The following is a 25,563-nucleotide window of genomic DNA, read 5'->3' on the forward strand; positions in this document are numbered from 1 at the left end:
CCTCGGTCGCCGTCTCGCGGGCGAAATAGAGAGAGCCGACATTGACGCCGGCGCGAGCGGGCCGAAGCTCGCGCCCGCCTGTCCCTCCTGCGAGATCCGGTTGCGGCGATGTCGCGCAGCCGGCCGCCAGCAGTCCGCATGCAATCGATAGAAAATGCCTGGTCATGGTCGCCCCCGCTCGAGAATGGCAGGGACGATAATGCTACCTAAGGTTGTGTCAATATCGATATTCTCTCATAGCGGCAGGCAGGCCTCTTCCAGCCACCCCTTTGCCTCGCCCTCGACCAGCCCCGCGAGCCGGCTCCAGACTTGCGCGTGATAGGCGTCGATCCAGGCGATCTCGCCAGCGTCCAGCAAGGCGCGCTCGATCAGCGCGCGCTCATAGGGGCACCAGGTGATGGTCTCGAAGCCGTAGATGGTGCGCTCGCCGCCCGGGATGGCGCGCTCCTCGACGACGATCAGGTTCTCGATGCGGATGCCGTAATGGCCTTCCTTGTAATAGCCGGGCTCGTTGGAGAGGATCATGCCGGGCTCCAGCGGCGTCGTGCCGAGCTTGGAGATCCGCTGCGGCCCCTCATGCACCGAGAGATAGCTGCCGACGCCATGGCCGGTGCCGTGGTCGAAATCGAACCCCGCCTGCCAGAGCGGCAGCCGCGCCAGCGCATCGAGCTGCGCGCCCGAGGTGCCCTTGACGAAGAGCGCGCGCGAGATCGCGATATGGCCCTTCAGCACGCGGGTGTAGCGGTCGCGCATTTCGGCGCAGGGCTCGCCGATCGCCATGGTCCGGGTGATGTCGGTGGTGCCGTCCTCGTATTGCCCGCCGGAATCGACCAGCAGGATGCCGGGCTCGATGGCCCGGTTGCTCGCCTCCGTCACGCGGTAATGCGGCAGGGCTGCGTTGGGGCCGGCGCCGGCGATGGTGGTGAAGGAGACGTCCTTGAGCAGGCCGGTCTTCAGCCGCTCGGCCTCGAGCGCCGCGACTGCGTCGATCTCGGTCAGACCGCCCTTGGGCGCCTCGCGCGCGATCCAGGCGAGGAAGCGGACCATCGCGGCGCCGTCGCGGAGGTGGGCGGCGCGGGCGCCGGCGAGCTCCGCCTCGTTCTTGCGGGCCTTCATCAGCGCGATCGGGTCCGTGCCCGCATCGGGCGTGCCGCCGGCGTCGCGGATCAGCGTGGCGAGTGCCGAGGCCGCTGTCGTCCCGTCGAGCCTGACCTTCGCCCCGGTAGCGCCCAGCGCCGCGAGCTGTGTCGCCAGAGCGGCCGGCGGCGCGATCTCGCCGACCGCGCCGATCGCGTCTCCGGCTTCGTTGGTGATCTTCTCCGGCGCCAGGAAGACGGTGGGGCGGCCCTCGCGCGGGACGATGGCGTAGCCCAGCGGCAGGGGCGTGTGCTCGACATCGCCGCCGCGGATGTTGAAGGTCCAGGCCAGCGCATGCGGGTCCGAGACGACGAGCGCATCGACCTTCGCCTTCGTCAGCGCCTCCTGGATGCGGGCGATCTTGCCGGCCGCGTTCTCCCCGGCGAAGTCGCCGCGATGGGCTTTGACGGGTGCGGCGGGGGGCGTCGGCCTGTCGTGCCAGATCGCATCGACCGGGTTGTGCGTCACCGCGACAAGCGTGCCGCCGGCTGATGCAGCCGCCTTCTCCAGCTTCGCGACGCCGTCGACCGTGTGCAGCCAGGGATCGTAACCGAGCCGCCCACCTGCCGGCAGGTTCTGCTCGATCCAGCGGTCGAGCGACGTTTCTTCCATCCGCGTCGGCGTGACGATGGCGGTGTCGGTCTGCTCGTAGGACTGGATGGTGTAGCGGCCGTCGACGATCAGCGCCGCCCTGTCGGCGAGGATGATCGCGTTGCCGGCGGAGCCCGTGAAGCCGGTCAGCCAGGCGAGGCGGGCCATATGGGCCGGGACATACTCGCCCTGGTGCTCGTCGGCACGCGGCACGATGAACCCCGCCAAGCCCTGCCTTGCGAGTTCCTGCCGCAGCGCGGCGATGCGCGGCGCGACCTGGGAGGGGTCGGTCGGCTCGGAGAAGGTCTGGAAGAGGCAGGCGGGGACGGCGGCAGGCGATTCGGGCATCGGGTGGATCCGGTTGAGCTTTGCGCCATCGTCGCGGCTGCTGGCGGCGATGGCGAGTCGAAATGGCGGATGCCCTCGCATGGCGCCTCCTCGAAACGCCGCCGCAAAAGCAGGCGTTTGCCACTTAGCTATGCGAATTCGTCACTCGTTAACGAAATCCTGCCGATCGCATGCGTTGGGTGCATATCTCGCATCTGCGAAGTCCCCTTTTCGCAAGTGCGAAGACGTACCACTTTGGTCGCATAAGAGAACGAGGAAGCGACCGGGACTGTCCTTCGTTTCGATTGAGGAGATGGATCCCCATGACTTATGTGCTGAACGATACCGCCGTCCTGCCCGCCACCGAGGTCAAGAAGACCGCGAAGGCCGCGGAAGGTTCGGGCTTCTGGCCGCGCCTGTACGCCGCGCTGATCGAGAGCCGCCGCCGCTCCGCCCTCCGCGAGCTGCGCGCCCACAGCTTCCGCATCAACGAAAGCGGCCTGCTGCTCGGCGGCATCCCGACCACCACGCTGTCGACCGACGAGACGCTGCCCTTCAACCGGTGAGCCTTGCCCCGTCCGGCGCATGACGCGCCGGGGCCTCTCTCTTTAAGCGCCGCTGATCCGGCGCCTTCCAAGGACTGGAACCATGATCGCCATCATCAAGCATGTTTACGAGACCATCCTCGACAGCGCGAAGTTCGCATCCGCCGTCTGGCACGACGCCCGCTCCATGCAGGCGGAAGCGGAAGCCAAGTACGGCCATATCGGCTTCTGATCCGCGATCCTTCGCGATGCTGGCCGCCTGACGCGACGTTCTGCGCTTCCGGTGCTCACGGACGATATGTCCGCTCCGCTCCGGTTCTCGAACGCCGCGCCATTCGGCTCAGCCTGGCGAAGGATCGGCAGCCCGTGACCTGCAATCAGGTCTGTGCGGTCGACTGACTATCGAAGGTGGCGTGGCCTCGGGGCTGCGCCGCCTTTTTTCATGACCAGCGTGGCCCAGCCCTCGCGCAGCGACCGGCGGGCGAGATAAAGCCCCTGGTGCCGGTAGGTCGAGACGACGCCGGCGACATCCATTTCGAGCAGGCCCGACAGGATCACCGTGCCGTCATCCGACATCACGCGGGCGATCGAGGGGGCGAGCTTCTTGAGCGGCCCGGCGAGGATGTTCGCGAAGACCAGGTCGAAATGGCCCGGCCGATCCGCCTTGGCGTGGCGCAACCCCGGCGCGACATAGAGATCGAGCGCATGCGGCGCGTGGTTGACGCGGGCGTTGTGCGCGGCGACCTCCACCGCGATGGCGTCGATGTCGCCGGCGACGACCTTGCGCTTCGTCTGCTTGGCGAGCGCGAGCGCCAGGATGCCCGTGCCGGTGCCCACATCGATCGCATGTCGCGGGCGGCGGCGTTTCAGTTCGGCATCGAGCGCGATCAGGCAGCCGGCGGTGGTGCCGTGATGGCCCGTGCCGAAGGCCAACGCCGCGGGGATCTCGATGCCGACATCGTTGATGCGGACCGCATCGCGGTCATGGTCGCCATGGACGAGGACGCGGCCGGCGCGGACGGGTTTCAGCCCGTCCAGGCTGGCGGCGACCCAGTCCTGCTGGTTGACCGTCTCGAACGGCGTGGAGTCGATGCTATCGCCGACGATCGGCCGCAGCATGTCGCGCACGGCCTCCTCGTCGGGATGCACCGCGAAGTAGATCTCGACCTTCCACGGCGCGTTGAGCGACAATGTGGTGACGCCGGTCTCGATCTCGAAGGCCGAGATCGCGGTTTCGGTTGGGTCGAAGACCTCGCCGAGCAGCTCGGTCAGCGCGCGCGCCTTCTCGCCGCTGGTCGAGAGTTCGAGGACGGTCGCGACCGTCGATGGCAGAAGACCTTCACGCATGGGCGCGGGATAGCAGGGTGATGCCGGCTTGTCATTCCGCTGCGGGTTGCAGCGCCACGTCCGGAGCCGGGATCAGGGCGATCACATATTTCGCCATCTCAGCCGCGATCTCGGGATCGGCCTTAAGCTCGCTCGGAGTGCGGGCACGCGGCACGCTGCGACCGTATTCCTCGATATCCTCGAACCAGAGCGCGACGGCCTCGGGCGCGTTGGCCAGCGCCTCATCGAGCGTGTCTCCGGCGGAGATGCAGCCTGGCAGGTCCGGGAACCAGACGCCGACGGCGAAATCGGGGCCCGCGTCCTCGATGATGGCGACGTAGTGGGTCATGTCAGTCGCGGGGCCAGCCTGCCAGCTTGTAGATCTTCAACACCAGGCCGGGACCGAAATTCTTCTTCGGATGCGGCACCGTGATGATGTCACGGACGCCGGACTTTTTGAAGACGTGGTGTGAGCCGGTTATGCGCACACACTCCCAACCCTCGCGCTCGAGACGGCGAATGATTTCGGCGCTGTTATAGAGCATTGGTGCCTCAATTGGATGGAGAAGCACCGAATAGCCTACAGGCAACACAGAAAATCGTCGCGAAAGCCGATGTATTAGTCCACAGAAATCTACTTAAGTAATTGACATCATTAACAAATAAAATCCTGCTTAGTTGGGCAATGAGAGGGACTGACGAAGCAGCCGCGTCTCACCCCGCCTTCTGCACGAAACTATCCAGCACCATCTTCCGCCCGGCCTTGTCGAAATCGACCGTCAGCTTGTTGCCATCGACGGAGGCCACCGAGCCGGGGCCGAATTTGACGTGAAAGACGCGGGCGCCTTCGTCATAGGCCGAGGAGCCCGAGGATTTGGCGGTAAGTTCGCCCTCGATGAGAAGCGCGCCGCGCTGACGGGTGTTGCCGAAGCCGCTCTGGCCGAAATTGGCGCCGTTTTCGGAGAAGCCGCTTCCCCTGGCCTTGTTCTCCTGGGCCCGCTGCCAGCCCGGCGTGTTGTAGGAGGAGCCGAAGCTCTCCATCCGGTCGAAGCGCGAGGCGCCATAGCCGCCCTGCGAGTAGTTCGACGCCGCCTGGACGACCTCGACATGCTCCTCGGGCAGTTCGTCGATGAAGCGCGAGGGCAGGCTCGACTGCCACAGGCCGTGGATGCGGCGGTTCGAGGCGAAATAGAGCTTCAGCCGCTTGCGGGCCCGCGTCAGCCCGACATGGGCGAGGCGGCGCTCCTCCTCCAGCCCGGCGCGGCCACTCTCGTCCAGCGCGCGTTGGTTGGGGAACAGCCCTTCCTCCCAGCCGGGCAGGAAGACGGTGTCGAACTCCAGACCCTTGGCGCCGTGCAGCGTCATGATCGAGACGCGCTCGGTGACGTCGCCATTGTCGGCGTCCATCACCAGCGAGACGTGTTCGAGAAAGGCCGGCAGATCAGGGAACTCGTCGAGCGAGCGCACCAGCTCCTTCAGGTTTTCGAGCCGCCCGGCGGCATCGGCCGAGCGGTCCTTCTGCCACATCTCGGTGTAGCCGCTCTCCTCCAGCACGAGTTCGGCAAGCTCGCCCTGGGGCATGTGCTCGGCGCGCTGCGACCAGCGGCCGAAGGCCTCGACCAGTTCGCGCAGGCTCGTGCGGGCCTTGGGCTTGAGCTCGTCGCTCTCGACGATGGCGCGGGCCGATTGCAGCAGCGAGAAGCCGGTGGCGCGGGCGTGGTTGTGCAGGATCTGGATGGTCGCGTCGCCCAGGCCGCGCTTGGGCTGGTTGACGATGCGCTCGAAGGCGAGATCGTCGGTGGGCGAGACGACGCAGCGCAGATAGGCCATGGCGTCGCGGATTTCGGCACGCTCGTAGAAGCGCGGGCCGCCGATGACGCGATAGGGCACGCCGGTCTGGACGAAGCGCTCCTCCAGCTCGCGCATCTGGGCGGAGATGCGGACCAGCACGGCGATCTCGGCGAGGTTGTCGCCTTTCAGTTGCATCGCCTCGATCTCGTCGGTGATCAGCCGCGCCTCTTCCTGGCTGTCCCAGGCGCCGGTGACGGTGACCTTCTCGCCGAGTTCGTCCTCGGTGCGCAACGTCTTGCCGAGACGCGTCTCGTTGCGGGCGATCAGCTTCGAGGCAGTGGCGAGGATGTGGCCGGTCGAGCGGTAGTTGCGCTCCAGCCGGATCACGGTCGCGCCCGGAAAATCGTGCTCGAAGCGCAGGATGTTGTCGACCTCGGCGCCGCGCCAGCCATAGATCGACTGGTCGTCGTCACCGACGCAGGCGATGTTGCGCCGCCCCTGGGCCAGCAGCCGCAGCCAGAGATACTGCGCCGTGTTGGTGTCCTGATACTCGTCGACGAGGATGTAGCGGAAGCGCTCGTGATAGAGGCTGAGCACATCGGCGTGCTCGCGAAACAGCGTCAGACAGTGCAGCAGCAGATCGCCGAAATCGACGGCATTCAGCGTCTTCAGCCGGTCCTGATAGGCGGCATAGAGCTTGCCGCCCTTGCCATTGCCGAAGACGGCGGCCTCGCCGGGTGCGACGTCCTTGGGCGCGAGCCCGCGATTCTTCCAGGAATCGATGAAGCCGGAGAGCATACGCGCCGGCCAGCGCTTCTCGTCGATGCCTTCGGCCTGGATCACCTGCTTCATCAGGCGGATCTGGTCGTCGGTGTCGAGGATGGTGAAGTCGCTGCGCAGATCGAGCAGCTCGGCATGGCGGCGCAGGATCTTGGCGGAGATCGAGTGGAAGGTGCCCAGCCACGGCATGCCCTCGGCGACGGCCCCGACGAGATGGCCGATGCGCTCCTTCATCTCGCGCGCGGCCTTGTTGGTGAAGGTCACCGAGAGGATCTGCGAGGGGAAGGCACGGTTGGTCGCGATCAGATGGGCGATGCGGGTGGTCAGCACGCGGGTCTTGCCGGTGCCGGCGCCGGCCAGCACCAACACGGGACCGTCGGTGGCCTCGACCGCCTGGCGCTGCTCCGGGTTCAGCCCGGCGAGATAGCCGGCCGCGGGCGCGGCCTGCGCGCGCGCAGCGAGGCCGCCGGGGCGGGGCAGGGGGGCGGAGGTGATGCTGTGGTCTGACAAGATCGGCGCTGCTCGTGCGTGATTCGTTCACGGTCAATATAGGGGCAGGTGGTCGTGATTGCGCCCTCGGGGCGCGACTTTCAGCCGTTGCGCCGTGGCTTGGCGATAGGGCGCGTCTGGGGCATCGTCGGGACCAGCCCAGACGAGGATCCCATGAGCCGTTCCCTGACAACCTTGCTGCGCCTCGTCGCCCTCGTCCTGCTCGCCGCGCCGCTGGCTGCCGGTGCCCAGACACGCCCGGCTCCCGACCCGCTGGCCGATTGCGAGCGGTTCGCCCTGGCCGAGTCGAAGCGCGATGGCGGCACGCTGAAAGCGGTGCGGATCGAGCGTGGCGACAGCCTGATCGACAACCGGTTCGACAAAAAGATCGGCGGCCAACACGTCGCGACCGAATACATCGCCTTCGCCGCTGTCGAGGATGCCGGGGGCAAGCGCCGCGCGCGGGTGGTCTGCCTTCACGCGGGCACGCCGGCCAACCGGGCGGTCTACTGGGTCGAGATCCCGAAATAGGGCGCGGCAATGGCCGCGCCCCGGAGGGTCGTCAGGCGGCGGGGTCGAAATTCATCGCGACGCCGTTGATGCAGTAGCGCAAGCCCGTCGGCGGCGGGCCGTCCGGGAAGACATGGCCGAGATGGCCGCCGCAATTGGCGCAGTGAACCTCGGTGCGGATCATGCCGAACTTGCGGTCTTCGGTGGTGCCGACGGCGCCTTCCAGCGGCTCGTTGAAGCTCGGCCAGCCCGTCCCGCTCTCGAATTTGGTGAGGTTGCGGAAGAGCGGCTGGTCGCAGCCGGCGCAGGAGAAGGTGCCGGGGCGCTTCTCGTAGTTGAGGGCGCAGGAGCCGGGGCGCTCGGTGCCGTGGCCGCGCAGCACATTGTACTGCTCAGGCGTCAGCTTCGCCCGCCACTCGGCGTCGCTGAGCTCATAGGGGTAGTGCTCCTGGGGCGCCTGGCTGCCGCCGAACATGCTCATCAGTCCCATTCCCGCTCTCCCTTTCGCGCGTTCCGAGTTCATCGTTCGCAGGATATGGGGGGCGGGCGGGCGGTTGTCAGCAGTGCCGGGCGCGCAGGAGGGTCACGATGCCGTTGACGCTCAGGCGTTGTCGCCGGCGATCGCGGCGATGACCGCGTCCGTGACCTCCCGCGTCGTCGCCTTGCCGCCGAGATCGGGCGTGTGGAAGGCCGGGTCGGCCGTCACCCGCTCGATCGCCCGCATCAGACGGGCCGAAGCCCCGGCCTCGCCGAGATGGTCGAGCATCATCGTCGCCGTCCAGAAGGTGCCGACCGGGTTGGCGATGCCCTTGCCCGCGATGTCGAAGGCCGAGCCATGGATCGGCTCGAACATCGAGGGGAAGGCGCGCTCGGGGTTGAGATTGGCGGTCGGCGCGATGCCGAGCGAGCCGGCGAGCGCGGCGGCGAGGTCCGACAGGATGTCGGCATGAAGATTGGTCGCGACGATGGTGTCGAGGCTGCCGGGCTTGATCACCATGCGCATGGTCATGGCGTCGACCAGCATCTTGTCCCAGGTCACGTCCGGGAACTCTGTGGCGACCTCAGCGGCGATCTCGTCCCACATCACCATGGCATGGCGCTGGGCGTTCGACTTGGTGACGACGGTGAGCAGCTTGCGCGGCCGCGCCTGCGCCAGCCTGAAGGCGTAGCGGATGATGCGGGCGACGCCGTGGCGCGTCATCATCGAGACGTCAGTCGCGACCTCCTCGGGGAAGCCCTTGTGGACGCGGCCGCCGACGCCGGCATATTCGCCTTCCGAGTTCTCGCGCACGATCACCCAGTCGAGCTCCGGGCCCGAGACGTGGCGCAGCGGCGAGGTGATGCCGGGCAGCACCCGCGTCGGGCGGACATTGGCGTATTGGTCGAAGGGCTGGCAGATCGCCAGGCGCAGGCCCCAGAGGGTGACGTGGTCGGGCACGTCGGGCGCTCCGACCGCGCCGAAGAAGATCGCGTCATGGTCCTTGATCTGCTCGCGCCCATCGGCCGGCATCATCAGCCCGGTGCGCTTGTAGTAGTCCGAGCCCCAGTCGAAATGGTCGAAGGCGAAGCCGAACGAGCCATCGCGGCGCGCCAAGGCTTCCAGCACCTCGATGCCGGCCGCAATGACCTCGACGCCGATGCCGTCTCCCGGGATGGCGGCGATGCGATGGGTCTTCATGACGCGTCTCTCCTCGAACCTGTCGTCCGCACCGTCTTTGCGAGCGAAGTCGCTGCGAGTCAACATTGCATTGCAGCTTCCATGGAAGATGCTAGTGTCGCTCTCGGAGGTACGGGATGGTGCTGCGCGGCAAGCCGGTCGAGCCAGTGGGGGAACGGGGCGCAAGCCTTGTCGACGCCGCCTATGGCGCGCTGAAGCATGCGATCCGCGAGAGCGTGTTTCCGCCCGGCTACCAGGCTTCGGCCGGCGAACTGGCCCTGCGGCTCGGCATGAGCCGTACGCCCGTGCATGAGGCGTCGCTGCGCCTGCAGGAGGAGGGGCTCGTCCGCATTCTGCCCAAGCGCGGCATCCTGATCTGCGCGCTCGCTCCCCATGACATCGCCGAGATTTACGAGGTGCTGATCGCGATCGAGGCCGGCGCCGCCGAGCTTGCGGCGCGGCTGCCGGACGCACCACGCCTCGCGCTGGCCGAGGATCTCGACCGCGCCACCAGCGAGATGGGGCAGGCTCTCGCCGCCGGCGACCTCGCCGCCTGGGGGCATGCCGACGAGACGTTTCACCGCCTTCTGGTCGAGCGCTGCGGCAATGGCCGCTTCGCGCGGATCATCCAGACGGTCAACGACCAGTCGCACCGCGCCCGCATGCTGACGCTCCGGCTGCGGCCGCGGCTTCCCGCCTCCGAGGCCGAGCATCGCGACACCAGCGACGCGATCCGCCGAGGTCTGCCGGATGCCGCGCATGAGGCTGCGCGGCGGCACCGCATCCGGGCCCGCGACGAGTTGCTGCCCCTCATCGAGAGCGTGGGCCTGCGGCACATGTGAGCCGTCGGCCCGTTCCAACCATCCCAGACCGCGGCCAACGCGGCATCAACCCACGGAGGAAACAATGCGTCGCCTGATCCTGGCCCTCGGGGCCGCTTTCGCCATGGCCGCCGCCCCCGCGGCCGCGCAGACTTATCCGACACGGTCGATCACGATGATCGTGCCCTTCGCCGCGGGCGGGCCGACCGACGTCATCGCGCGGATCGTCTCCGACCATATGGGCCGCACGCTCGGCCAGTCGATCGTGGTCGAGAACGTCGCTGGTGCCGGCGGCACCACCGGCTCGCTGCGCGTCGCCCGCGCGACACCGGACGGCTACACGATCATGATGGGCAATCTCGGCACCCATTCGGCCTCGGTCGGGCTGTATCCGAACCTCGCCTATGACCCGCGTACCGATTTCGCGCCCGTCATCAACACGGCCGGCACGCCGATGCTCATCTCGGCCCACAAGGACTTCCCGGCCAACACGCTGCAGGAGTTCGTCGCGCTGCTGAAGGCCAATCCGTCCAAATACAATTACGGCCATGGCGGCATCGGCTCGACCTCGCATCTGACCTGCGTGTTCTTCCACCATCTGATCAAGGCGCCGGTGCAACAGGTGCCGTTCCGCGGCTCCGGCCCGGCGATGAACGCACTGCTCGCCAAGCAGCTCGACTATGTCTGCGACCAGACGGTCGGCATCGTGCCGCAGCTCACCCAGCTGAAGACCTATGTCGTGGCGACGCCCAACCGCCTCGACGTCGCCAAGGACGTGCCGACCAGCGCCGAGGGCGGTCTGCCCGAGTTCCAGGCGGTGGGCTGGAACGCGATCTTCGCCCCCAAGGATACGCCGAAGGAGATCGTCGACCGGCTCAATGCCGCCGGGCGTGCGGCGCTCGCGGATGCCGGCGTGCGGACGCGGCTGCTGGAACTCGGCTGCATCATCCCCGACGATGCCGGCCAGAGCTCGGCGGCGCTCGGCGCCCATGTTCGCGCCGAGGTCGACAAATGGACGCCGGTGATCAAGGCGGCCGGCGTCACGGCGCAGTGATCTGACGACCCGGTCGCGTCACCCAAGCGTCATGCGACTCCACTAGTCGGCTCGCCATCGAGGGATGGCGAGCGAGGGCCCCGTGACGGATCAGGCGACGCGGACGGTGCGTGCGGTGCGGCGCACGACCAGCAAGGGGCTCACCACGGCGGTTCATCGCAGCAAGGCGCTGTCGAAGGCGGGCCTGCTCGAGCGGATGTTCACGCTGGCCTTCTCCGGACTGGTCTATCCCCAGATCTGGGAGGACCCGGTCGTCGACATGGAGGCGCTGGCGCTGAAGGCCGACGATCATGTCGTCGCGATCGCGTCGGGCTCCTGCAACGTTCTGTCTTACCTGACGGGCGACCCGGCGAAGATCAGCGCGATCGACCTGAACGGCGCCCATATCGCGCTGGGCAAGCTCAAGCTGGCGGCGCTGGCTCGGATGACGCGGCACGATACGTTCCTGCGCTTCTTCGGCCAGGCGCAGTCGCGGGACAACGTCGCCCTCTACGACCGCGAAATCGCCCCGCATCTCGACGCGACCTCCCGCGCCTATTGGGAGGGGCGGGGGCTCGACGGGCGCCGCCGCATCGGCATGTTCGCCCGCAACGTCTATCGCTTCGGGCTGCTCGGCCGCTTCATCGGAGCGGGGCATCTGCTCGGGAGGGCGCTGGGCTGCGACCCGCGCAGGATGCTGGAGGCGCGCGATCTCGCCGAGCAGCGCGTCCTGTTTGAGCGGCACCTGGCGCCGGTCTTCGACAAGCCCTTCGTGCGCTGGCTGATACGCCAGCCCGCCTCGCTCTACGGGCTCGGCATTCCGCCGGCCCAGTACAAGGCGCTCGCTGCCGACGGGGCCGACGGCATCCGGGGCGCACTGCGCGACCGGCTGGAGCGGCTGGCCTGCGGCTTCGACCTGAAGACCAACTACTTCGCCCGCCAGGCCTTCGGGCGCGGCTACGAACCCGCTGATGACGCGGCGCTGCCGCCCTATCTGCAGCGCACGCATTTCGAGCGCGTCAGGGCGCGGGCGAGCCGCGTCTCCTATCACCAGAGCGCGATCACCGGCTTCCTCGAGGCGCAGGCGGCCGAGAGCTGCGACGCCTATGTGCTGCTCGATGCGCAGGACTGGATGAACGATGCTGAACTGACGGCGCTCTGGGCCCAGATCACCCGCACGGCCCGGCCCGGGGCGCGGGTCATCTTCCGCACCGCCGCCGATGAGCGCCTGCTGCCGGGACGTGTGCCGGCCGAGATCCTCGAGCAATGGCGCTATGAGGAGGCGACGAGTCGCGCGCTCTGTGCTCGCGATCGCTCGGCGATCTATGGCGGCTTCCACCTCTATGTGAGGCCGGAGGCCGTCGCGTGAGCACGCTGGCGCCCGCCGGCGACGCGGCCGGGCTGATGGACGCGATCTATCGCCATCAGCGGCACATCTACGACGCCAGCCGTAAGTTCTACCTGCTGGGGCGCGACCGGCTGATCGACGAGCTCGCGCCCCCGGAACGCGGCAGCGTGCTGGAGATCGGCTGCGGCACCGGCCGCAACCTGATCCGGATCGCGCAGGCCTATCCCGGACGGGCCTGCTTCGGGCTGGATGTCTCCTCCGCGATGCTGGAGACGGCGCGGCGCTCGGTCGCGCGGGCCGGCCTCACGGACCGGATCGGGCTCGCCCAGGCCGATGCCACGGATTTCGATCCGCTGGCGCTGTTCGGGCGTGCCGGCTTCGACCGGATCGTGATCTCCTACGCGCTCTCGATGATCCCGCCTTGGCAAGGGGTGGTCGAGGAGGCGCTGAGGCGTCTCGCGCCGGGCGGGGAGCTGCACATCGTCGATTTCGGCGACCAGCACGCCCTGCCGGGCGCGTTCCGCACCCTGCTCAACCGCTGGCTCGCGCTGTTCCACGTCACGCCGCGGCGGGATTTGGCCGCTGTGCTGGCCGGTTGCGCCACGCGCGCCGGCGCGACGCTGCAGGCGCGCTCGCTTCATCGCGGCTATGCTGCGCTCGCGGTGCTCCGGCGGGCCGGCTGAGGCATTCAGCCGACCTGGACGCCCTTCCAGAAGGCGATCCGGCCGCGGATCTCGGCAGCAGCGGGCTTGGGGTCGGCGTAGTACCAGGCGGCGTCCCGGTTCTCCTGCCCGCCCACCACGATCGAGTGGTAGTTGGCCGTGCCCTTCCAGCCGCAGACACTGGTCGTCTGGCTCGGCTTGAAGAAGTCCGGTCGGATCGAGAAATCGGGGAAATAATGGTTGCCCTCGATCACGATGGTGTCGTCGGATTCGGCGATGACCGCATCGTTCCAGACCGCTTTGACCATGGCGTTCGCTCCCGTCGGTTTTTGTCCTTGCCGGCAAAATAGCGGGAAGCCTGGCCTTGCGCCAATCACGCCTGCGCTGGACGCCCTGACGGACGCGTGATAGCGCCGGGACGATGAGTGGCGACACGACCGGCGAAGCGCGCGAGGCCGACATTTCGGCGCGCGACCGGCTGCGGCAGCTCTTCCACGGGCGTTCGCGTGCAGCGCTGCGCTTCCAGATGGCCGCGGCGATCATCGACGTCGTCATCATCGCCTTCTTCATCGCGACGCCGCTGATCCGCGACCGGCCGGCCTTCTTGTGGATCGATTATTCGATCGCGGCGATCCTCGCAGTCGAGATCGGGGCACGCCTGCTGGCGGCGTCGAGCGCCCTGCGCCTGCTGCGCCAGCCGACCATGCTGCTCGACCTCTTCATCCTGGCGACGCTGCTCGTGCCGTCGGCGGTCGATAATTTCGGCTTCCTGCGCATCCTGCGGCTCTGGTCGCTGACCCAGCGCGGCTGGCTCTGGGAGCGGCTGCGCGCCACCCGCTTCGGCGGCTGGGAGGATGCGGGGCGCGCCGTCATCAACCTCGCGACCTTCCTCTTCGTGGTCACGGGCTTCATCTACAGCTTCTTCTTCGCCGACCGGGCGGGGCTCGAAGGCTATGTCGACGCGCTCTACTTCACCGTGACGACGATGACGACGACAGGCTTCGGCGACATCACCCTGCCTGGCATCGCGGGCAAGCTGACCTCGATCGTGGTCATGATCGTCGGGATTTCGCTGTTCGTGCGACTGGCACAGGCGATCTTCCGGCCGGCCAAGGTGACCTATCCCTGCCCGCGCTGCGGGCTGCAGCGCCACGAGCCGGATGCGGTGCACTGCAAGGCCTGCGGCCAGATCCTCTGCATTCCTGATCCGGACTGACGCCTGTTGCGGCTCAGTGTCGCGTCTCGGGCTCGCGCTCGGGAACGACCTTGTCCTCGACGCTGATCGCGCTGCGCTGGGGCATGCCGATGATGCGCCCGATCGTCGCCGGCAGCGGCATCATGCTGTGGGCGGCCTTCATCAGCGCGATATTGGCGAGGATGTCAGCGGGGAAGGGGCAGACCTTGCGGCTCGACAGATCGACATGCAGCGAGAGGTTCTCGCTCGTGGCGGCCAGCCATCCCTCGGTCGCGTGCCGCATCTCGAGATAGTAGTGCAGGCGCTTGTCGTCGAAGGCGATGAGCTGGGCGGTGACGCGGACCTGATCGCTCTCGGTCAGCTCGCGCTTGTAGAGAATATGGCACTCGGCGGCGAAGGTCGAGGCATGGCGGGCGTCGACATAGTCCTGGTTCAGCCCGACGAGAGAGAACACCTCGTCTACCGCACGGTCGAACAGCACATGGTAATAGGCCATGTTGAGATGGCCGTTATAGTCGATCCATTGCGGCTCGACACGCATCGCCGAGGAGACGAAGGGCGCGAAAAACAGTGCCGGGGCGCGGATGTCATGTTTCATGGCCGCCTCCCTTCCTCCCCAGCCCAGGGCGATGATGGTCTTCGTCCCACGGCGGGCGCATGGTGGCCGCACCGTGATCGCAACGCGGAACCGGTCCGTTGCAGGCCGAACCGGTCTATCCTACTGCGTCAGCCGAGCCACCGGCTTTCGGTGGAGGCTGTCGCGGAGAGCCGACATCGCAACCCGCGGCGATGCGACTTGTTTCGAGTTTAAACTCCAGATCCGGATGTTGACAATGAATTTGCCCGCCGCCGCCTCGCATGAGCTCCCTGCATCCGCCGCGGCTCTGCCGCCGTCCCCGGCCGCCATCGCAGCCGTCACGCAGGCGCTGGCGGCGTCCTTCGGCAACAGGCTGATCACGAGCCTCGCGGTGCGGCAGCAGCATGGCCACACGCTGACCTGGATCCCCAACCAGCCGCCGGACGCGGTGGTGTACCCGCACGATACGCAGGAGGTCTCCCAGATCGTGATGCTGTGCGCCCAGCACGACGTTCCTGTCATCGCCTTCGGCACCGGCACCTCGCTGGAAGGCCATGTGAACGCGCCCTATGGCGGCGTCTGCGTCGATCTGAGCCAGATGAAGCGGATCGTCGCCGTCAATGCGGATGATCTCGACTGCGTCGTCGAGGCCGGCGTCACCCGCAAGGAGCTGAACGAGCATCTGCGCGACATGGGGCTGATGTTCCCGATCGACCCCGGCGCCGACGCCTCGCTCGGCGGCATGGCGGCGACGCGGGCCTCGGGCACCAATGCGGTGCGCTACGGCACGATGAAGGACAATGTGCTGGCGCTGACCGCGGTGATGGCGGACGGCTCGATCATCAAGACCTCGACACGCGCCCGCAAGACCTCCGCCGGCTACGACCTGACGCGCCTGCTGGTCGGCTCGGAGGGCACGCTCGGCATCATCACCGAGGTCACGCTGAAGCTGCACGGCATTCCGGAGGCAATCGCGGCGGGCGTCTGCCCGTTCCCCTCGATCAAGGCGGCCTGCGACACGGCCATCATGACGATCCAGACCGGCATCCCGGTGGCGCGCATCGAGCTGCTCGACGAGGTCATGATCAAGGGCTTCAACCTGCATTCCAAGCTCGGCCTGCCGGAAACGCCGATGCTCTTCGTCGAATTCCACGGCACCGAGGCTTGGGTGAAGGAGCAGTCGGAGCGCTTCGGCGAAATCGCGACCGAATATGGCGGCGGCCCCTTCGACTGGGCGACCAAGGCCGAGGATCGGACGCGGCTGTGGGAAGCCCGCCATAACGGCTACTGGGCCGGCCGCGCGCTTCGGCCGGGCGCCGAGACGCTGGCGACCGATGTCTGCGTGCCGATCTCGCAGCTCGCGGACTGCGTCGAGGAAACCAAGCGCGACATCGAGGCGACAGGGCTGATCGCGCCCATCGCCGGGCATGTCGGCGACGGCAACTTCCACACCCAGCCGCTGCTCGACCTGTCGGACCCCGACGAGGTCGCGCGCGTCCAGGGCTTCCTCGACCGGTTAGTGAAGCGGGCGCTGGCCATGGGCGGCACCTGCACGGGTGAGCACGGCGTCGGCCAGAAGAAGATCAAATACCTCGAATCCGAGCATGGCGCGCCGGCTCTCGCGGTGATGCGGACGCTGAAGCGTGCGCTCGATCCCCGCAACATCCTGAACCCGGGCAAGATCGTGGTGCTCTGAGCGGCCAAGGCCGCCCGGACGGGCGAAAATGTCGTGATCTCGCCGCGACTTGCCTGCATGATGGGGGTACTTTCCACGACGAGGACCGTGCCGCGCTTTGCGTGAGACCCTGACTGTCCTGGCCGGCCTGCTGGTGCTGGCGCTGCTGGCGGCCCTGATCGGGCCGGGCTTCGTCGACTGGCGCGGCTATCGCCCGCATTTCGAGGCGCGCCTAGCCGAGACGCTGGGCGTCGAAACCCGCATCGGCGGCGGCATCGGCCTGCGGCTTCTGCCCTCGCCGCGGCTGACGCTGCAGGATGTGCGCTTCGGCGGCGCGGCGGCCGACACAAGCCGCGCCTCGGTCGAGACGCTGACGGTCGAGCTCGCGCTCGCCTCGCTGGCTCGCGGCGAATTCCGCATCGCGGATGCCCGGGCTGAGGGCGCGACCGTCTCGCTAGCCTTTGACGAGGCCGGCGCGCTGCGCCTGCCGGCGCGCGGCGGCGCCGGCCTGCCGACGCAGACCAGCCTCGACCGTCTCTCGATCGGCCGCTCGGTGCTGATCTGGCAGGAGGCCGGCCGCGAGCCGGTGACGATCGGCCCGATCGCGGCCGAGGTGTCGGCCGTGACGCTCGCGGGCCCCTGGCGCGTCGAGGGCGAGGCGGCCGGCGCCTCGCTGCGCATCACCACCGGCGCGCTCGAGCCGGACGGCAAACTCCGGACCAAGGCCTTCGTCACCGGCCAGGACATCCTGCTCGGCTTCGACGGCAGCGTGACGATGCCGGCGGGCGGGAACGCGCCGGGTCTGGAGGGCGCCTTCACGCTCTCGCCCGGCGGCGCGCTGGCGCTCTCCGGCAAGGTCAGCGGCGGCAGCCGCCAGCTCGATCTCGCAGGGCTCGTGCTCGACATCGCGGGGGGCGCGGCGCGGCTGGAGGGCGAGGGCCAGTTCATGCCTGGCACAGGCGGCGGCGTCCTGGCGCTGCGCGCACGCAGGCTCGATGCCGATGCGCTGGCCGAGGCGCTCGCCGCCCGACCGGGCTTCGAGCGTGCGCTGCAGGGCCTGCCGGGACAGATCGATCTGTCGCTCGATCTCGACCAGCTGATCTGGCGCGGTGAGGATTTTTCCGCCTTCGGCCTGCGCGGAAAGCTCGATCCGCAGGGCCTGTCGGAGGCCACGGCGTCGGTGCGCGTCGCGGGCGCGCTGCTGGGCGCCAGTGGTGGCGCCGATGCGCAGGGCATCGCGGGCCGCCTCAATCTGAAGGCCGGCGATTCCCGCCGCATCGGGCTGGTGCTGGCGCGGGCGGGGCTCGACCCCGCTCTGGCCGATCTCGTCGCGGGGCTGGGCCAGATCGACGCCGAGGCGATCGGCGCCTGGGATGGCGGGCGGCTCGGCCTGCAGCGGCTGATGCTGACCGGCTCTTCCGGCGTGAGGCTCGATCTCTCGGGCGATGTGACGGCGGAGCGGCTGTCCGCCAGGGCGGTGCTGCACGGCTTCGACCTAACCACGCTGCCGCCCGGCCAGAGCGTCGCGGGCCTGTTCGGCGCGCGCGATCTCGCGCTGGATCTCAGCCTGACGCAGGCCCGTTTCCGCAACGTGCCGCCCGGCTCGGCCCAGCTCGAGCTGCGGCGTCAGGGGCGCGACTGGCGTTTAAGTCGCCTCGCCATCGACGGCTTTGGCGGCGTCACCGTCTCCGGTTCCGGCGCCTTGCTCGCCGAGGGCGGCGAGATTTCCGGCCGCATCCGCGCGCCGCGTTTCGAGGCGGTCGCGGCCCTGGCGGGGCCGCTGCTGCCCGAACCGGCGCGACAGGCGCTGGGCCGGGCGGCCGACGGGCTGGCCCGGCTCGACACCGCCTTCCGCCTGACGAGGGCTCCGAGCGGTGAAACCGGGCTGGTGCTCGATGGCGCGGCGCAAGCGGGGCGGCTCACCTTGACCGGCCGGCTCGACTCCGGCGGGACCTGGACGGGGGCAAGGCTCCGGTTCGACCTCGCCGACCGGCGCCAGGCTTTCCAGGCACTCGGTGTTCCGTCGCCGCGCCAGAGCGGCCCCGGCGAACTTGTTCTGACGCAGGAGGCGGGGCGGCTGTCGGGCACGCTGGCCGGGCCCGGCCTGTCGATCGTGGTCGAGAGCGATGGCGCCGCGCCGGCGCGCCTCGCGGTACAGGCCGACGGCATCGGCCAGATCCTGCCGGACGGCGCGGCGCGTCTCCTGCCCGATGGGCTGGTCGATCTCCATGGACGCCTCGGCACGAGTCCAGAGGCGGTCACGCTCGACGAGGTCGTGTTCAATCTCGGCGCGGCCACGGCGAAAGGCAGTCTGGCCCTGGCTCGCGAGGGCGGCGGCGTCAGCGGCCGCCTGGCCTTGCCGGCGGTCGATCTGCGCGCCCTGCTCGGCGCGGCCCTGGGAGCAGGCCCGTCCGCGCCGCAGAGCTGGGCGACGGCGCGGTTCGGCCCGGCCGCCGCGCTGCCCGAGTTCCAGCTGGCGATCGAGGCCGGCACGGTGGTGGCCGCCGACGGCGTGACCCTGCGCGATGCTCGCTTCACCTTGCGCTCCGACCCGGAGGGCCTGCGGCTCGAGGAGGGAAGCGCGAGCTTCGGCGGCGGGCGCGTCGGCGGGCGCCTCGCGGCGCGGCGCGAAGGTGGATTGGCGCTGCTCTCGGGCCGGCTCTCGCTGGAGGCGATCGATCTCGCCCCCCTGACCGGCGGCTCGCTGGGCGGGCGCGTCTCGGGGCAGATCGAGGCCGGCGGGTCAGGCGAGAGTCCGGCGCGGCTGGTGGCGGGGCTGGGCGGAGCCGGGACCCTGACCTTCACCGAGGCGCGCCTCAGCCGGTTCGACCCCGCGGCCTATGCCCGTGTGATCGCCGCGACGGGCGAGGACGCGTCCGAAAGTGACGCGTCGCGGCTGCAGCAGCGGCTCACGGAGGCGCTCGACCGCGATGCCTGGGCGCTGGGCGGCGTCACCGTACCCTTCACCCTTGCGGGCGGGTTGATCCGGCTGCAGCCGCTGGCTTTCGAGCGGAACGGCCTGCGGGCGGAGGCCAGCGGCATCGTCGATCTGCGCGCGCTGACCCTGGATCTCCGCCTCGGTCTGCGGCCGCTCGGCGCGCTGCCGAAGGGCTGGCCGGCGGATGCGCCGCAGATCGGCGTGGCCTGGCGCGGGCCGCTGACGGCGCCGCGTCGCGAGACGGACGTCAACGCGCTGTCGAACGTCGTCGCCGCCCGCGCGCTGGCGCGCGAGATCGAGCGGGTCGAGGCCTTCGAGGCGGATGCCCGCGAGCGCGCCACCCAGGCGCGGCGCCTGCGCGCAGAGCGCGAGATGCGCGAGAACGCCCGCAAGCTCGCCGAATTCCTGAAGGCGGAGGAGGAGCGGCGTCTTGCCGAGGAGAAGCGGGCCGAGGAGGAACGCCGTGTCGAGGAGGCGCGCCGGCTGATCGAGGAGCGGCGGGCGGAGGAGACGCGCCGGGCCGAGCAGGCGCGCATGGAGCAGGAGATGCGGCGCCGCATCGAGGCGGAGGAGCGAGCCGAGCGGGCGAGGGCGGCTACCGAGCGGGCGGCCGAGCGCGACACCGCACCGGCCCAGCAGCCCGGGCCGCTCATTCTGCCCGGCTCGCCGCGCGCGAACTATCCCGATGCGGTGCTGCAGCCGGCGCCGCCCTTGGCGCCGCCGCTCGACATCCAGCCCGTGCCACGCCCGCTGTCTCGTGGGGCGCAGCCGAACTGAGCTGCATCCTCGCATCCTGATTCAGGTGGTTGCGGATCCGATTCCGGTGATGGCCGTAAGGTCCTGACATTCGGGGACTATCGGCGCCGCGTGTGATGCGCCGATCCCCGTCAAACCGGCGTCCGTGCCGCGCGCTCGCGGTAGTGCGCCAGCACATGCAGGCGAAGCGCCGAAGAGAGATTGACCGCGTCGCGGTCATCATCGATGGCTGCGATCAGCGCCGCGACGGTTCGCCCCTCGGCGGCGGCGATCTCCTTCAGCGCATCCCAGAAGGGCTCTTCCAGCGAGACGCTGGTGCGATGGCCGGCGATGGTGAGCGACCGTTTCCGCTCGGCGCTCACGGCGTCGGCTCGTCGTCCGGCGGGGCGAGGCGGTGCCCGTCCAGCGTCCGGGCGGCCTTGTCGCGCTCGGCCTCGGTGAGGCTTCGCTCCGCCTTGGTCCGCCCGAAGGCGATGCGGTTTTGCTGCGCCTGCTGTTCCGCCTCCTGCCGCGCGCGCTGCTTACGGGCCCGGCGCAGATTGACGATCTCGGCCATGGCGGGGCGCTCGCTCAGGCCGGGCCGAGCATGCGCTCGGGCCTGACGGTGGCGTCGAAGAGATCGGCATCGACGCCGGCGCGCAGGGCCTCGTCGCGCAGCGTGGTGCCGTTGTGATGGGCCGCCTTGGCGATGCCAGCCGCCATGTCGTAGCCGATCGCGGGGGCCAGCGCCGTAACCAGCATCAGCGACCGCGAGAGCAGGTCGCGCAGCTGGCCCTCATTGGCGACGATCCCCTCGACGCAATGGCTGCGGAAGCTGTCGACCGCGTCGGTCAGCAGCCGGACCGACTGCAGGAAGGCGGCTCCGATCACGGGCTTGAAGACGTTGAGCTCGAAATGGCCCTGGCTGGCGGCGAAGCCGATCGTGGTCTGGTTGCCCATGACCTGCGCCGCGACCATGGTCAGCGCCTCGGCCTGGGTCGGGTTGACCTTGCCGGGCATGATCGAGGAGCCGGGCTCGTTTTCGGGCAGGGAAATCTCGCCGAGCCCAGAGCGTGGGCCCGAGCCCATCAGGCGGATGTCGTTGGCGATCTTGAACAGATCGGCCGCCAGAGCCGCGAGCGCGCCATGGGCGGCGGCGAGCGCGCCATGGCTCGCCAGCGCCTCGAACTTGTTGTCGGCGCTGCGGAAGGGCACGCCGGTCAGCGACTCGACCTCGCGGGCGAAGAGGGCAGCAAAATCGGGATGGGTGTTCAGCCCGGTGCCGACTGCCGTGCCGCCCTGGGCGAGGGCATGCAGCCCGCCCAGCGAGGCCTCGATCCGGCCGATGCCGAGGTGAAGCTGCATCGCATAGCCCGAGAATTCCTGGCCGAGCGTGACGGGCGTCGCGTCCTGGAGATGGGTGCGGCCGATCTTGACCAGCGTCTCGAAGGCCTTGGCCTTGGCGCCGAGCGCCCGCTCGAGGTCGCGCAGCGCCGGCAGCAGCGAGCGCGAGATCTCCAGCGCAGCGGCGATGTGCATCGCGGTCGGGAAGCTGTCGTTGGAGGACTGGCCGCGATTGACGTGGTCGTTGGGGTGGACCGGGGATTTGGCGCCGAGGCCGGCGCCGAGCAGCTCATTGGCCCGGTTGGCGAGAACCTCGTTGACGTTCATGTTCGACTGGGTTCCCGAGCCAGTCTGCCAGATCACCAGCGGGAAATGCCCGTCGAACTGGCCCGCGAGCGCCTCGTCGGCGGCCTGTCCAATGGCGCCGGCGACGCGCTGGTCGATCAGGCCAAGGCGGGCGTTCACATGCGCCGCCGCCTTCTTGACCAGCACGAGCGCGTGGACGAGCGGCAGCGGCATGCGCTCGCGCTCCCCGCCGATGCGGAAATTCTCCAGCGACCGCTGGGTCTGCGCGCCCCAGTAGCGGTCGGCGGGCACGGCGATGGGGCCGAAGGAGTCGGTTTCGGTGCGGATATCGGACATGGCGGCCTGCCTTGAAGGGGCTGCCCCGGCGCGATGCGCCGGCGGGGCGAGCCCAATGCGGGATCGCGGCCGTTTGCCGGCCGGTCAGGTCTTCTTGCGGAAGGAATCGAGGCTGACGACCTGAGCGCCACCGCTCTCGGCGGCCTCCGGCGTCTCCTCGGTCTTGGCGTCTTCGGGCGCCGGCTTGGCCGCCTTGGCGCCCTTGCCGGCAGCCGTTGCGGGTTCGCGCGGCTTGATCGCCGGAACGCCCGCCGGCGTCGCCTTGACGGGCAAGGCGAGGGGGGCGGGAGGCGCCTCGCTCGGCTCGGAGCCCGCACCGCGGGGGCGCGGGGGGCCGAGGCGGATTCCGGCACTACGGCAGGCTCGGCACCTTCCTGCGTCTCGAACTTCAGGCCGAACTGGACCGAGGGATCGAAGAAGGTGGTGATGGCGTCGAAGGGGACGAGCAGACGCTCCGGCACGCTCGAGAAGGACAGGCCGACCTCGAAGGCATGCTCGCCGACGCTGAGATCCCAGAACTGGTGCTGGAGGACGATCGTCATCTCTTCGGGATGCTTGTCGCGCAGGCGCTGCGACACGCGCACGCCCGGCGCCGTGGTCCGGAAGGTGATGTAAAAATGGTGGTCGCCCGGCAGCCCGTCCCGTCCGGCCTCGGTCAGGATCTTGCGCACGACACCCTTCAACGCGTCCTGCACCATCAGATCATAGCGAAGAACGTCCTTGGACATCGTGTCGTGGTTTCCGCTTCAAGCATCCCGCGGCAGCCACCAGGCAGCCTGACAAAAAAGTGGAGGCTTCTGTTGCCAGGCGCCTCCGGGCCCCGCCTTACGTCGCTAAACGGAAGGACTTAGGTTTGGGAACCAGCACCGCTTACGCGGCGACAGCGACCCGAGCATTGTTGTCGTTGGCAACTATGCGTTAGCCCTATAACGGCGGAACCATACCGGGCAAAAGAACGGCCTTTACACTCTCGTCGATCCTATTTCGCCCCCGCCGCAACCCTGCCACTCGGTGGCCTGGCAAGCCCGCGGTCCAAGATCCCGCAGGCCGCCCCATGGCTCGCGCCGCAGGGCTGTGGTGGAGGCGCCGGGTACCGCCCCCGGGTCCGAAAAGCTTATTCCGACGCTCGTTTATCGCCATAGCCGGTCTTGCGAACGGCACGCCCAATATAGGGGCTGCATCGCGCCGGGGAAAGAGCCGATGGCCCTCGTGCCGGCTTAATTTCCGGGCGGGGGCAGGTGGCGCAGAATCCGCCCGTCATGGGCGTGGATATCGACGGCGACTTCGTTGCCGCTGCGGTCTCGGCCCGCGACCTCCCAGCGCTCGTCGACCAGCACGAGATCCTCGATATGATCGACGCCCGAGCGCCAGGCAATGCGCCGGGCAGCTTTTTCCGTGACCCGGTAGGCCGGCGCGTGGATCGACGCGGTCTGCATCGCAGCAGGGGCCGCCGCGGGCCGCTGGGCATCCGCCGGGCTGCAGGTCATCACCGCCGTCAGGCCCGATACCGCCAGGGCGGCGGCTGCGAGCCCCATCACTTTGATCATATCTTGTCGTCTTCCTGTCATTCGCGAGGTCGGCATATGGGGGCGGCGGGCGGGAACGTCCCGCCCGCCGCCGGTCACATCCGCTCGCGATTGCGTGAGGCGTGTCAGGGCTTGACGCCGGCCGAGGCCGGGCGATCGCGTTCCATCTTGATGACGGTGCCGTCCGTTGCGCGCAGGTCGATCTCGATTTCGGCGCCCGCGGCGTCGCGACCCTCGATCTCCCATTTGCCGTCGTCGAGGCTGATCTCCTCGATCCGCACGACCCCGTTCTCGGCGGCGATCCGGCGGGCCTCGTCCATTGAGATGGCCGGCGCTGCGGGGCTCGCAGGGGTCTGGGCCGGGACCTGGGCCAAAGCGGGGAGGGGCAGGGCGAAGGCCGCCGCCAGCAGGATGGCGCGTGTCCGGGGTCGCAGGGTCATGCGGGTTCTCCTGTTCGATTCATCGGGTGGGGACCGTGAGGCAACCCCTCGCGCTGCGTTCGGGTTCCGCCTGCGACGGTCCAGGAGGCTCGCGGCGCGGGCGGCGGGTGGCGAAGAAATCCGGGGAACAGCGGGCGCGCCACCGCGCGAAACGAAGCAGCTGCGTCTATGGTGGCGCGCTTCAAACGAGATTCGCGCATGCACCAGTATCACGACCTGCTCCGACGCGTTCTGGACGAGGGCGTCCGCAAGGACGACCGCACGGGCACTGGCACGATCGCGGTCTTCGGCCACCAGATGCGCTTCGATCTGAGCGAGGGCTTCCCGCTCGTCACCACCAAGAAGCTGCATCTGAAGTCGATCATCCATGAGCTGATCTGGTTCCTTCGCGGCGACACCAATGTCCGCTATCTGCAGGAGAACGGCGTCACCATCTGGGACGAGTGGGCCGACGAGAAGGGCGATCTCGGCCCGGTCTATGGCCGGCAGTGGCGCTCCTGGGCGGCGCCGGATGCCCAGACGATCGACCAGATCGCCTGGCTGGTGAATGAGATCCGGCGCAATCCGGATTCGCGCCGGCTGATCGTCTCGGCCTGGAACCCGGCCGACATCCCGAAAATGGCGCTGGCGCCCTGCCACTGCCTGTTCCAGTTCTTCGTCGCCGAGGGCAAGCTCTCCTGCCAGCTTTACCAGCGCTCAGCCGACGTCTTCCTCGGCGTGCCCTTCAACATCGCGAGCTATGCGCTGCTGACGCATATGGTGGCACAGGTGACCGGGCTGGGCGTCGGGGCGTTCGTCCATTCCTTCGGCGACACGCATCTCTATGTGAACCACCTCGACCAGGCGAAGCTGCAGCTCGGCCGGGAGTTCAGGCCGCTGCCGAAGCTGACCCTCAATCCGGCCGTCACCCGCCTGGAGGATTTCAACTTCGCCGACGTGACGATCGAGGGCTACGACCCGCACCCGGCGATCAAGGCGCCGATCGCGATATGACACTCTCGATCCGTCCCGCCCGGCCCGACGAGGCCGGTCTCGTGCTCGATTTCATCAGGGCCCTCGCCGAATATGAGCGGCTGGCGCATGAGGTCGTCGCGACGGAGGCCGAGATCGCGACCGCGCTCTTCGGCGAGAACCCCAAGGCCTTCTGCGACATCGCGGAGTGGAACGGCGAGCCGGCGGGCTTTTCGGTCTGGTTCTATACCTATTCGACCTTCTCGGGCCGCCACGGCATCTGGCTCGAGGATCTCTTTGTCCATCCGCAGTTTCGCGGCCACGGCATCGGCAAGGCGCTGATGGCAGGTCTGGCGAAGCGCTGCCTCGCCGAGGGGCTGCCGCGGCTCGCCTGGTGGGTGCTGAACTGGAACGAGCCCTCGCGCGTGTTCTACCGGTCGCTCGGCGCGAAGGCGCAGGACGAATGGACCGTGAAGCGCCTCGACGGCGAGGCGCTGGCGCGGCTGGCGGGGCAGGGCTGAGG

26 protein-coding genes, 1 other RNA gene and 1 pseudogene are annotated in these 25,563 nt (G+C 68.8%); 12 read left to right on the top strand and 16 right to left on the bottom strand.

Translation table 11 applies throughout. The annotated features are described in order from the left end of the window. Positions 1–234 precede the first annotated feature (234 nt). Positions 235–2,076 (bottom strand): aminopeptidase P family protein, encoded by a 1,842-nt coding sequence (locus ABIE41_RS12700; protein WP_192640776.1) that lies wholly within the window; start codon positions 2,074–2,076, stop codon positions 235–237. 302 nt (positions 2,077–2,378) lie between these two features. Here ABIE41_RS12700 and ABIE41_RS12705 point away from each other — a divergent pair, with 302 nt between their 5' ends. Beyond that, complete coding sequence (locus ABIE41_RS12705) at positions 2,379–2,621, top strand: hypothetical protein (protein ID WP_192640777.1); 243 nt, start codon at positions 2,379–2,381, stop codon at positions 2,619–2,621. Between the two features lie 82 nt (positions 2,622–2,703). After that, positions 2,704–2,832, top strand: a complete 129-nt coding sequence (locus tag ABIE41_RS12710; protein ID WP_354192136.1) for a hypothetical protein — start codon at positions 2,704–2,706, stop codon at positions 2,830–2,832. Between the two features lie 167 nt (positions 2,833–2,999). Here the strand turns inward: ABIE41_RS12710 and ABIE41_RS12715 are convergent, their stop codons facing one another. From ABIE41_RS12715 to ABIE41_RS12730, 4 genes are all read right to left on the bottom strand, one after another. Further along, on the bottom strand, positions 3,000–3,947 hold the full coding sequence (locus tag ABIE41_RS12715) for a 50S ribosomal protein L11 methyltransferase (RefSeq protein ID WP_192640778.1): 948 nt from the start codon (positions 3,945–3,947) through the stop codon (positions 3,000–3,002). Between the two features lie 31 nt (positions 3,948–3,978). Beyond that, the gene (locus ABIE41_RS12720) at positions 3,979–4,275 is read right to left on the bottom strand and encodes a type II toxin-antitoxin system HicB family antitoxin (protein ID WP_192640779.1); all 297 of its coding nucleotides are present in this window, start codon (positions 4,273–4,275) and stop codon (positions 3,979–3,981) included. Position 4,276: 1 nt separating this feature from the next. Further along, complete coding sequence (locus tag ABIE41_RS12725) at positions 4,277–4,471, bottom strand: type II toxin-antitoxin system HicA family toxin (protein WP_192640780.1); 195 nt, start codon at positions 4,469–4,471, stop codon at positions 4,277–4,279. A gap of 169 nt (positions 4,472–4,640) precedes the next feature. Continuing rightward, positions 4,641–7,007, bottom strand: coding sequence for an ATP-dependent helicase (locus ABIE41_RS12730; RefSeq protein WP_210320804.1), 2,367 nt, complete (start codon positions 7,005–7,007; stop codon positions 4,641–4,643). Positions 7,008–7,160: 153 nt separating this feature from the next. Here ABIE41_RS12730 and ABIE41_RS12735 point away from each other — a divergent pair, with 153 nt between their 5' ends. After that, positions 7,161–7,517 (top strand): hypothetical protein, encoded by a 357-nt coding sequence (locus ABIE41_RS12735; RefSeq protein WP_192640781.1) that lies wholly within the window; start codon positions 7,161–7,163, stop codon positions 7,515–7,517. 31 nt (positions 7,518–7,548) lie between these two features. Here ABIE41_RS12735 and msrB read toward each other — a convergent pair whose 3' ends face one another. Together msrB and ABIE41_RS12745 are read right to left on the bottom strand one after the other, a co-directional pair. Beyond that, positions 7,549–7,977, bottom strand: coding sequence for a peptide-methionine (R)-S-oxide reductase MsrB (msrB, locus tag ABIE41_RS12740; RefSeq protein ID WP_354193450.1), 429 nt, complete (start codon positions 7,975–7,977; stop codon positions 7,549–7,551). A gap of 120 nt (positions 7,978–8,097) precedes the next feature. Next, positions 8,098–9,174: a tartrate dehydrogenase gene (locus ABIE41_RS12745; protein ID WP_192640782.1), complete on the bottom strand. Its 1,077-nt coding sequence runs from the start codon at positions 9,172–9,174 to the stop codon at positions 8,098–8,100. A gap of 116 nt (positions 9,175–9,290) precedes the next feature. Here ABIE41_RS12745 and ABIE41_RS12750 point away from each other — a divergent pair, with 116 nt between their 5' ends. The 4 genes from ABIE41_RS12750 to ABIE41_RS12765 all read left to right on the top strand — a co-directional run bounded on the left by ABIE41_RS12750 (position 9,291) and on the right by ABIE41_RS12765 (position 13,038). Beyond that, the gene (locus ABIE41_RS12750) at positions 9,291–9,995 is read left to right on the top strand and encodes a GntR family transcriptional regulator (protein WP_192640783.1); all 705 of its coding nucleotides are present in this window, start codon (positions 9,291–9,293) and stop codon (positions 9,993–9,995) included. Positions 9,996–10,059: 64 nt separating this feature from the next. Continuing rightward, positions 10,060–11,028: a tripartite tricarboxylate transporter substrate-binding protein gene (locus ABIE41_RS12755; RefSeq protein ID WP_192640784.1), complete on the top strand. Its 969-nt coding sequence runs from the start codon at positions 10,060–10,062 to the stop codon at positions 11,026–11,028. Positions 11,029–11,092: 64 nt separating this feature from the next. Beyond that, positions 11,093–12,376, top strand: a complete 1,284-nt coding sequence (locus ABIE41_RS12760; protein WP_192640785.1) for a DUF3419 family protein — start codon at positions 11,093–11,095, stop codon at positions 12,374–12,376. Between the two features lie 35 nt (positions 12,377–12,411). After that, positions 12,412–13,038 carry a class I SAM-dependent methyltransferase gene (locus ABIE41_RS12765; RefSeq protein WP_192642752.1) on the top strand — a complete coding sequence of 209 codons (627 nt, stop codon included), beginning with the start codon at positions 12,412–12,414 and terminating at the stop codon, positions 13,036–13,038. Between the two features lie 5 nt (positions 13,039–13,043). Here ABIE41_RS12765 and ABIE41_RS12770 read toward each other — a convergent pair whose 3' ends face one another. Next, on the bottom strand, positions 13,044–13,325 hold the full coding sequence (locus ABIE41_RS12770; RefSeq protein ID WP_192640786.1) for a DUF427 domain-containing protein: 282 nt from the start codon (positions 13,323–13,325) through the stop codon (positions 13,044–13,046). Between the two features lie 113 nt (positions 13,326–13,438). Between ABIE41_RS12770 and ABIE41_RS12775 the strand changes: the two genes are divergently transcribed. Continuing rightward, positions 13,439–14,233 (top strand): ion channel, encoded by a 795-nt coding sequence (locus ABIE41_RS12775; RefSeq protein ID WP_192640787.1) that lies wholly within the window; start codon positions 13,439–13,441, stop codon positions 14,231–14,233. Between the two features lie 13 nt (positions 14,234–14,246). On the opposite strand, the gene ABIE41_RS12780 is transcribed toward ABIE41_RS12775, so the two are convergent. Further along, a complete protein-coding gene (locus ABIE41_RS12780) occupies positions 14,247–14,810 on the bottom strand; it encodes a thioesterase family protein (protein WP_192640788.1) in 564 nt (187 codons plus the stop codon). A 235-nt stretch (positions 14,811–15,045) separates the two neighbouring features. Between ABIE41_RS12780 and ABIE41_RS12785 the strand changes: the two genes are divergently transcribed. Further along, complete coding sequence (locus tag ABIE41_RS12785; protein WP_192640789.1) at positions 15,046–16,485, top strand: FAD-binding oxidoreductase; 1,440 nt, start codon at positions 15,046–15,048, stop codon at positions 16,483–16,485. A gap of 97 nt (positions 16,486–16,582) precedes the next feature. Next, positions 16,583–20,179: an AsmA family protein gene (locus tag ABIE41_RS12790; RefSeq protein WP_192640790.1), complete on the top strand. Its 3,597-nt coding sequence runs from the start codon at positions 16,583–16,585 to the stop codon at positions 20,177–20,179. Between the two features lie 110 nt (positions 20,180–20,289). Here ABIE41_RS12790 and ABIE41_RS12795 read toward each other — a convergent pair whose 3' ends face one another. The 7 genes and pseudogenes from ABIE41_RS12795 to ABIE41_RS12830 all read right to left on the bottom strand — a co-directional run bounded on the left by ABIE41_RS12795 (position 20,290) and on the right by ABIE41_RS12830 (position 24,089). Then, positions 20,290–20,520: a ribbon-helix-helix domain-containing protein gene (locus ABIE41_RS12795; RefSeq protein ID WP_192640791.1), complete on the bottom strand. Its 231-nt coding sequence runs from the start codon at positions 20,518–20,520 to the stop codon at positions 20,290–20,292. Next, a complete protein-coding gene (locus ABIE41_RS12800; RefSeq protein ID WP_192640792.1) occupies positions 20,517–20,714 on the bottom strand; it encodes a DUF4169 family protein in 198 nt (65 codons plus the stop codon). The genes ABIE41_RS12795 and ABIE41_RS12800 overlap by 4 nt, the downstream gene beginning before the upstream one ends. A gap of 14 nt (positions 20,715–20,728) precedes the next feature. Further along, entirely contained in the window at positions 20,729–22,123 is a 1,395-nt protein-coding gene (gene fumC, locus ABIE41_RS12805; protein ID WP_192640793.1) for a class II fumarate hydratase, read from the bottom strand. Between the two features lie 84 nt (positions 22,124–22,207). Continuing rightward, positions 22,208–22,851, bottom strand: a pseudogene (locus tag ABIE41_RS24265) (ClpXP protease specificity-enhancing factor SspB). A gap of 58 nt (positions 22,852–22,909) precedes the next feature. Beyond that, positions 22,910–23,321: a transfer-messenger RNA gene (gene ssrA, locus ABIE41_RS12820) on the bottom strand. Between the two features lie 19 nt (positions 23,322–23,340). Then, positions 23,341–23,670, bottom strand: coding sequence for a hypothetical protein (locus ABIE41_RS12825; RefSeq protein WP_192640795.1), 330 nt, complete (start codon positions 23,668–23,670; stop codon positions 23,341–23,343). A gap of 104 nt (positions 23,671–23,774) precedes the next feature. Further along, a complete protein-coding gene (locus tag ABIE41_RS12830) occupies positions 23,775–24,089 on the bottom strand; it encodes a PepSY domain-containing protein (protein WP_192640796.1) in 315 nt (104 codons plus the stop codon). Positions 24,090–24,287: 198 nt separating this feature from the next. On the opposite strand from ABIE41_RS12830, the gene ABIE41_RS12835 reads away from it, so the two are divergent. After that, positions 24,288–25,082, top strand: coding sequence for a thymidylate synthase (locus ABIE41_RS12835; RefSeq protein ID WP_192640797.1), 795 nt, complete (start codon positions 24,288–24,290; stop codon positions 25,080–25,082). After that, positions 25,079–25,561, top strand: a complete 483-nt coding sequence (locus tag ABIE41_RS12840; RefSeq protein ID WP_192640798.1) for a GNAT family N-acetyltransferase — start codon at positions 25,079–25,081, stop codon at positions 25,559–25,561. The genes ABIE41_RS12835 and ABIE41_RS12840 overlap by 4 nt, the downstream gene beginning before the upstream one ends. Positions 25,562–25,563: the final 2 nt, after the last annotated feature.

Origin of the sequence: Bosea sp. OAE506 (assembly GCF_040546595.1) — a bacterium.
Lineage (GTDB): Bacteria > Pseudomonadota > Alphaproteobacteria > Rhizobiales > Beijerinckiaceae > Allobosea.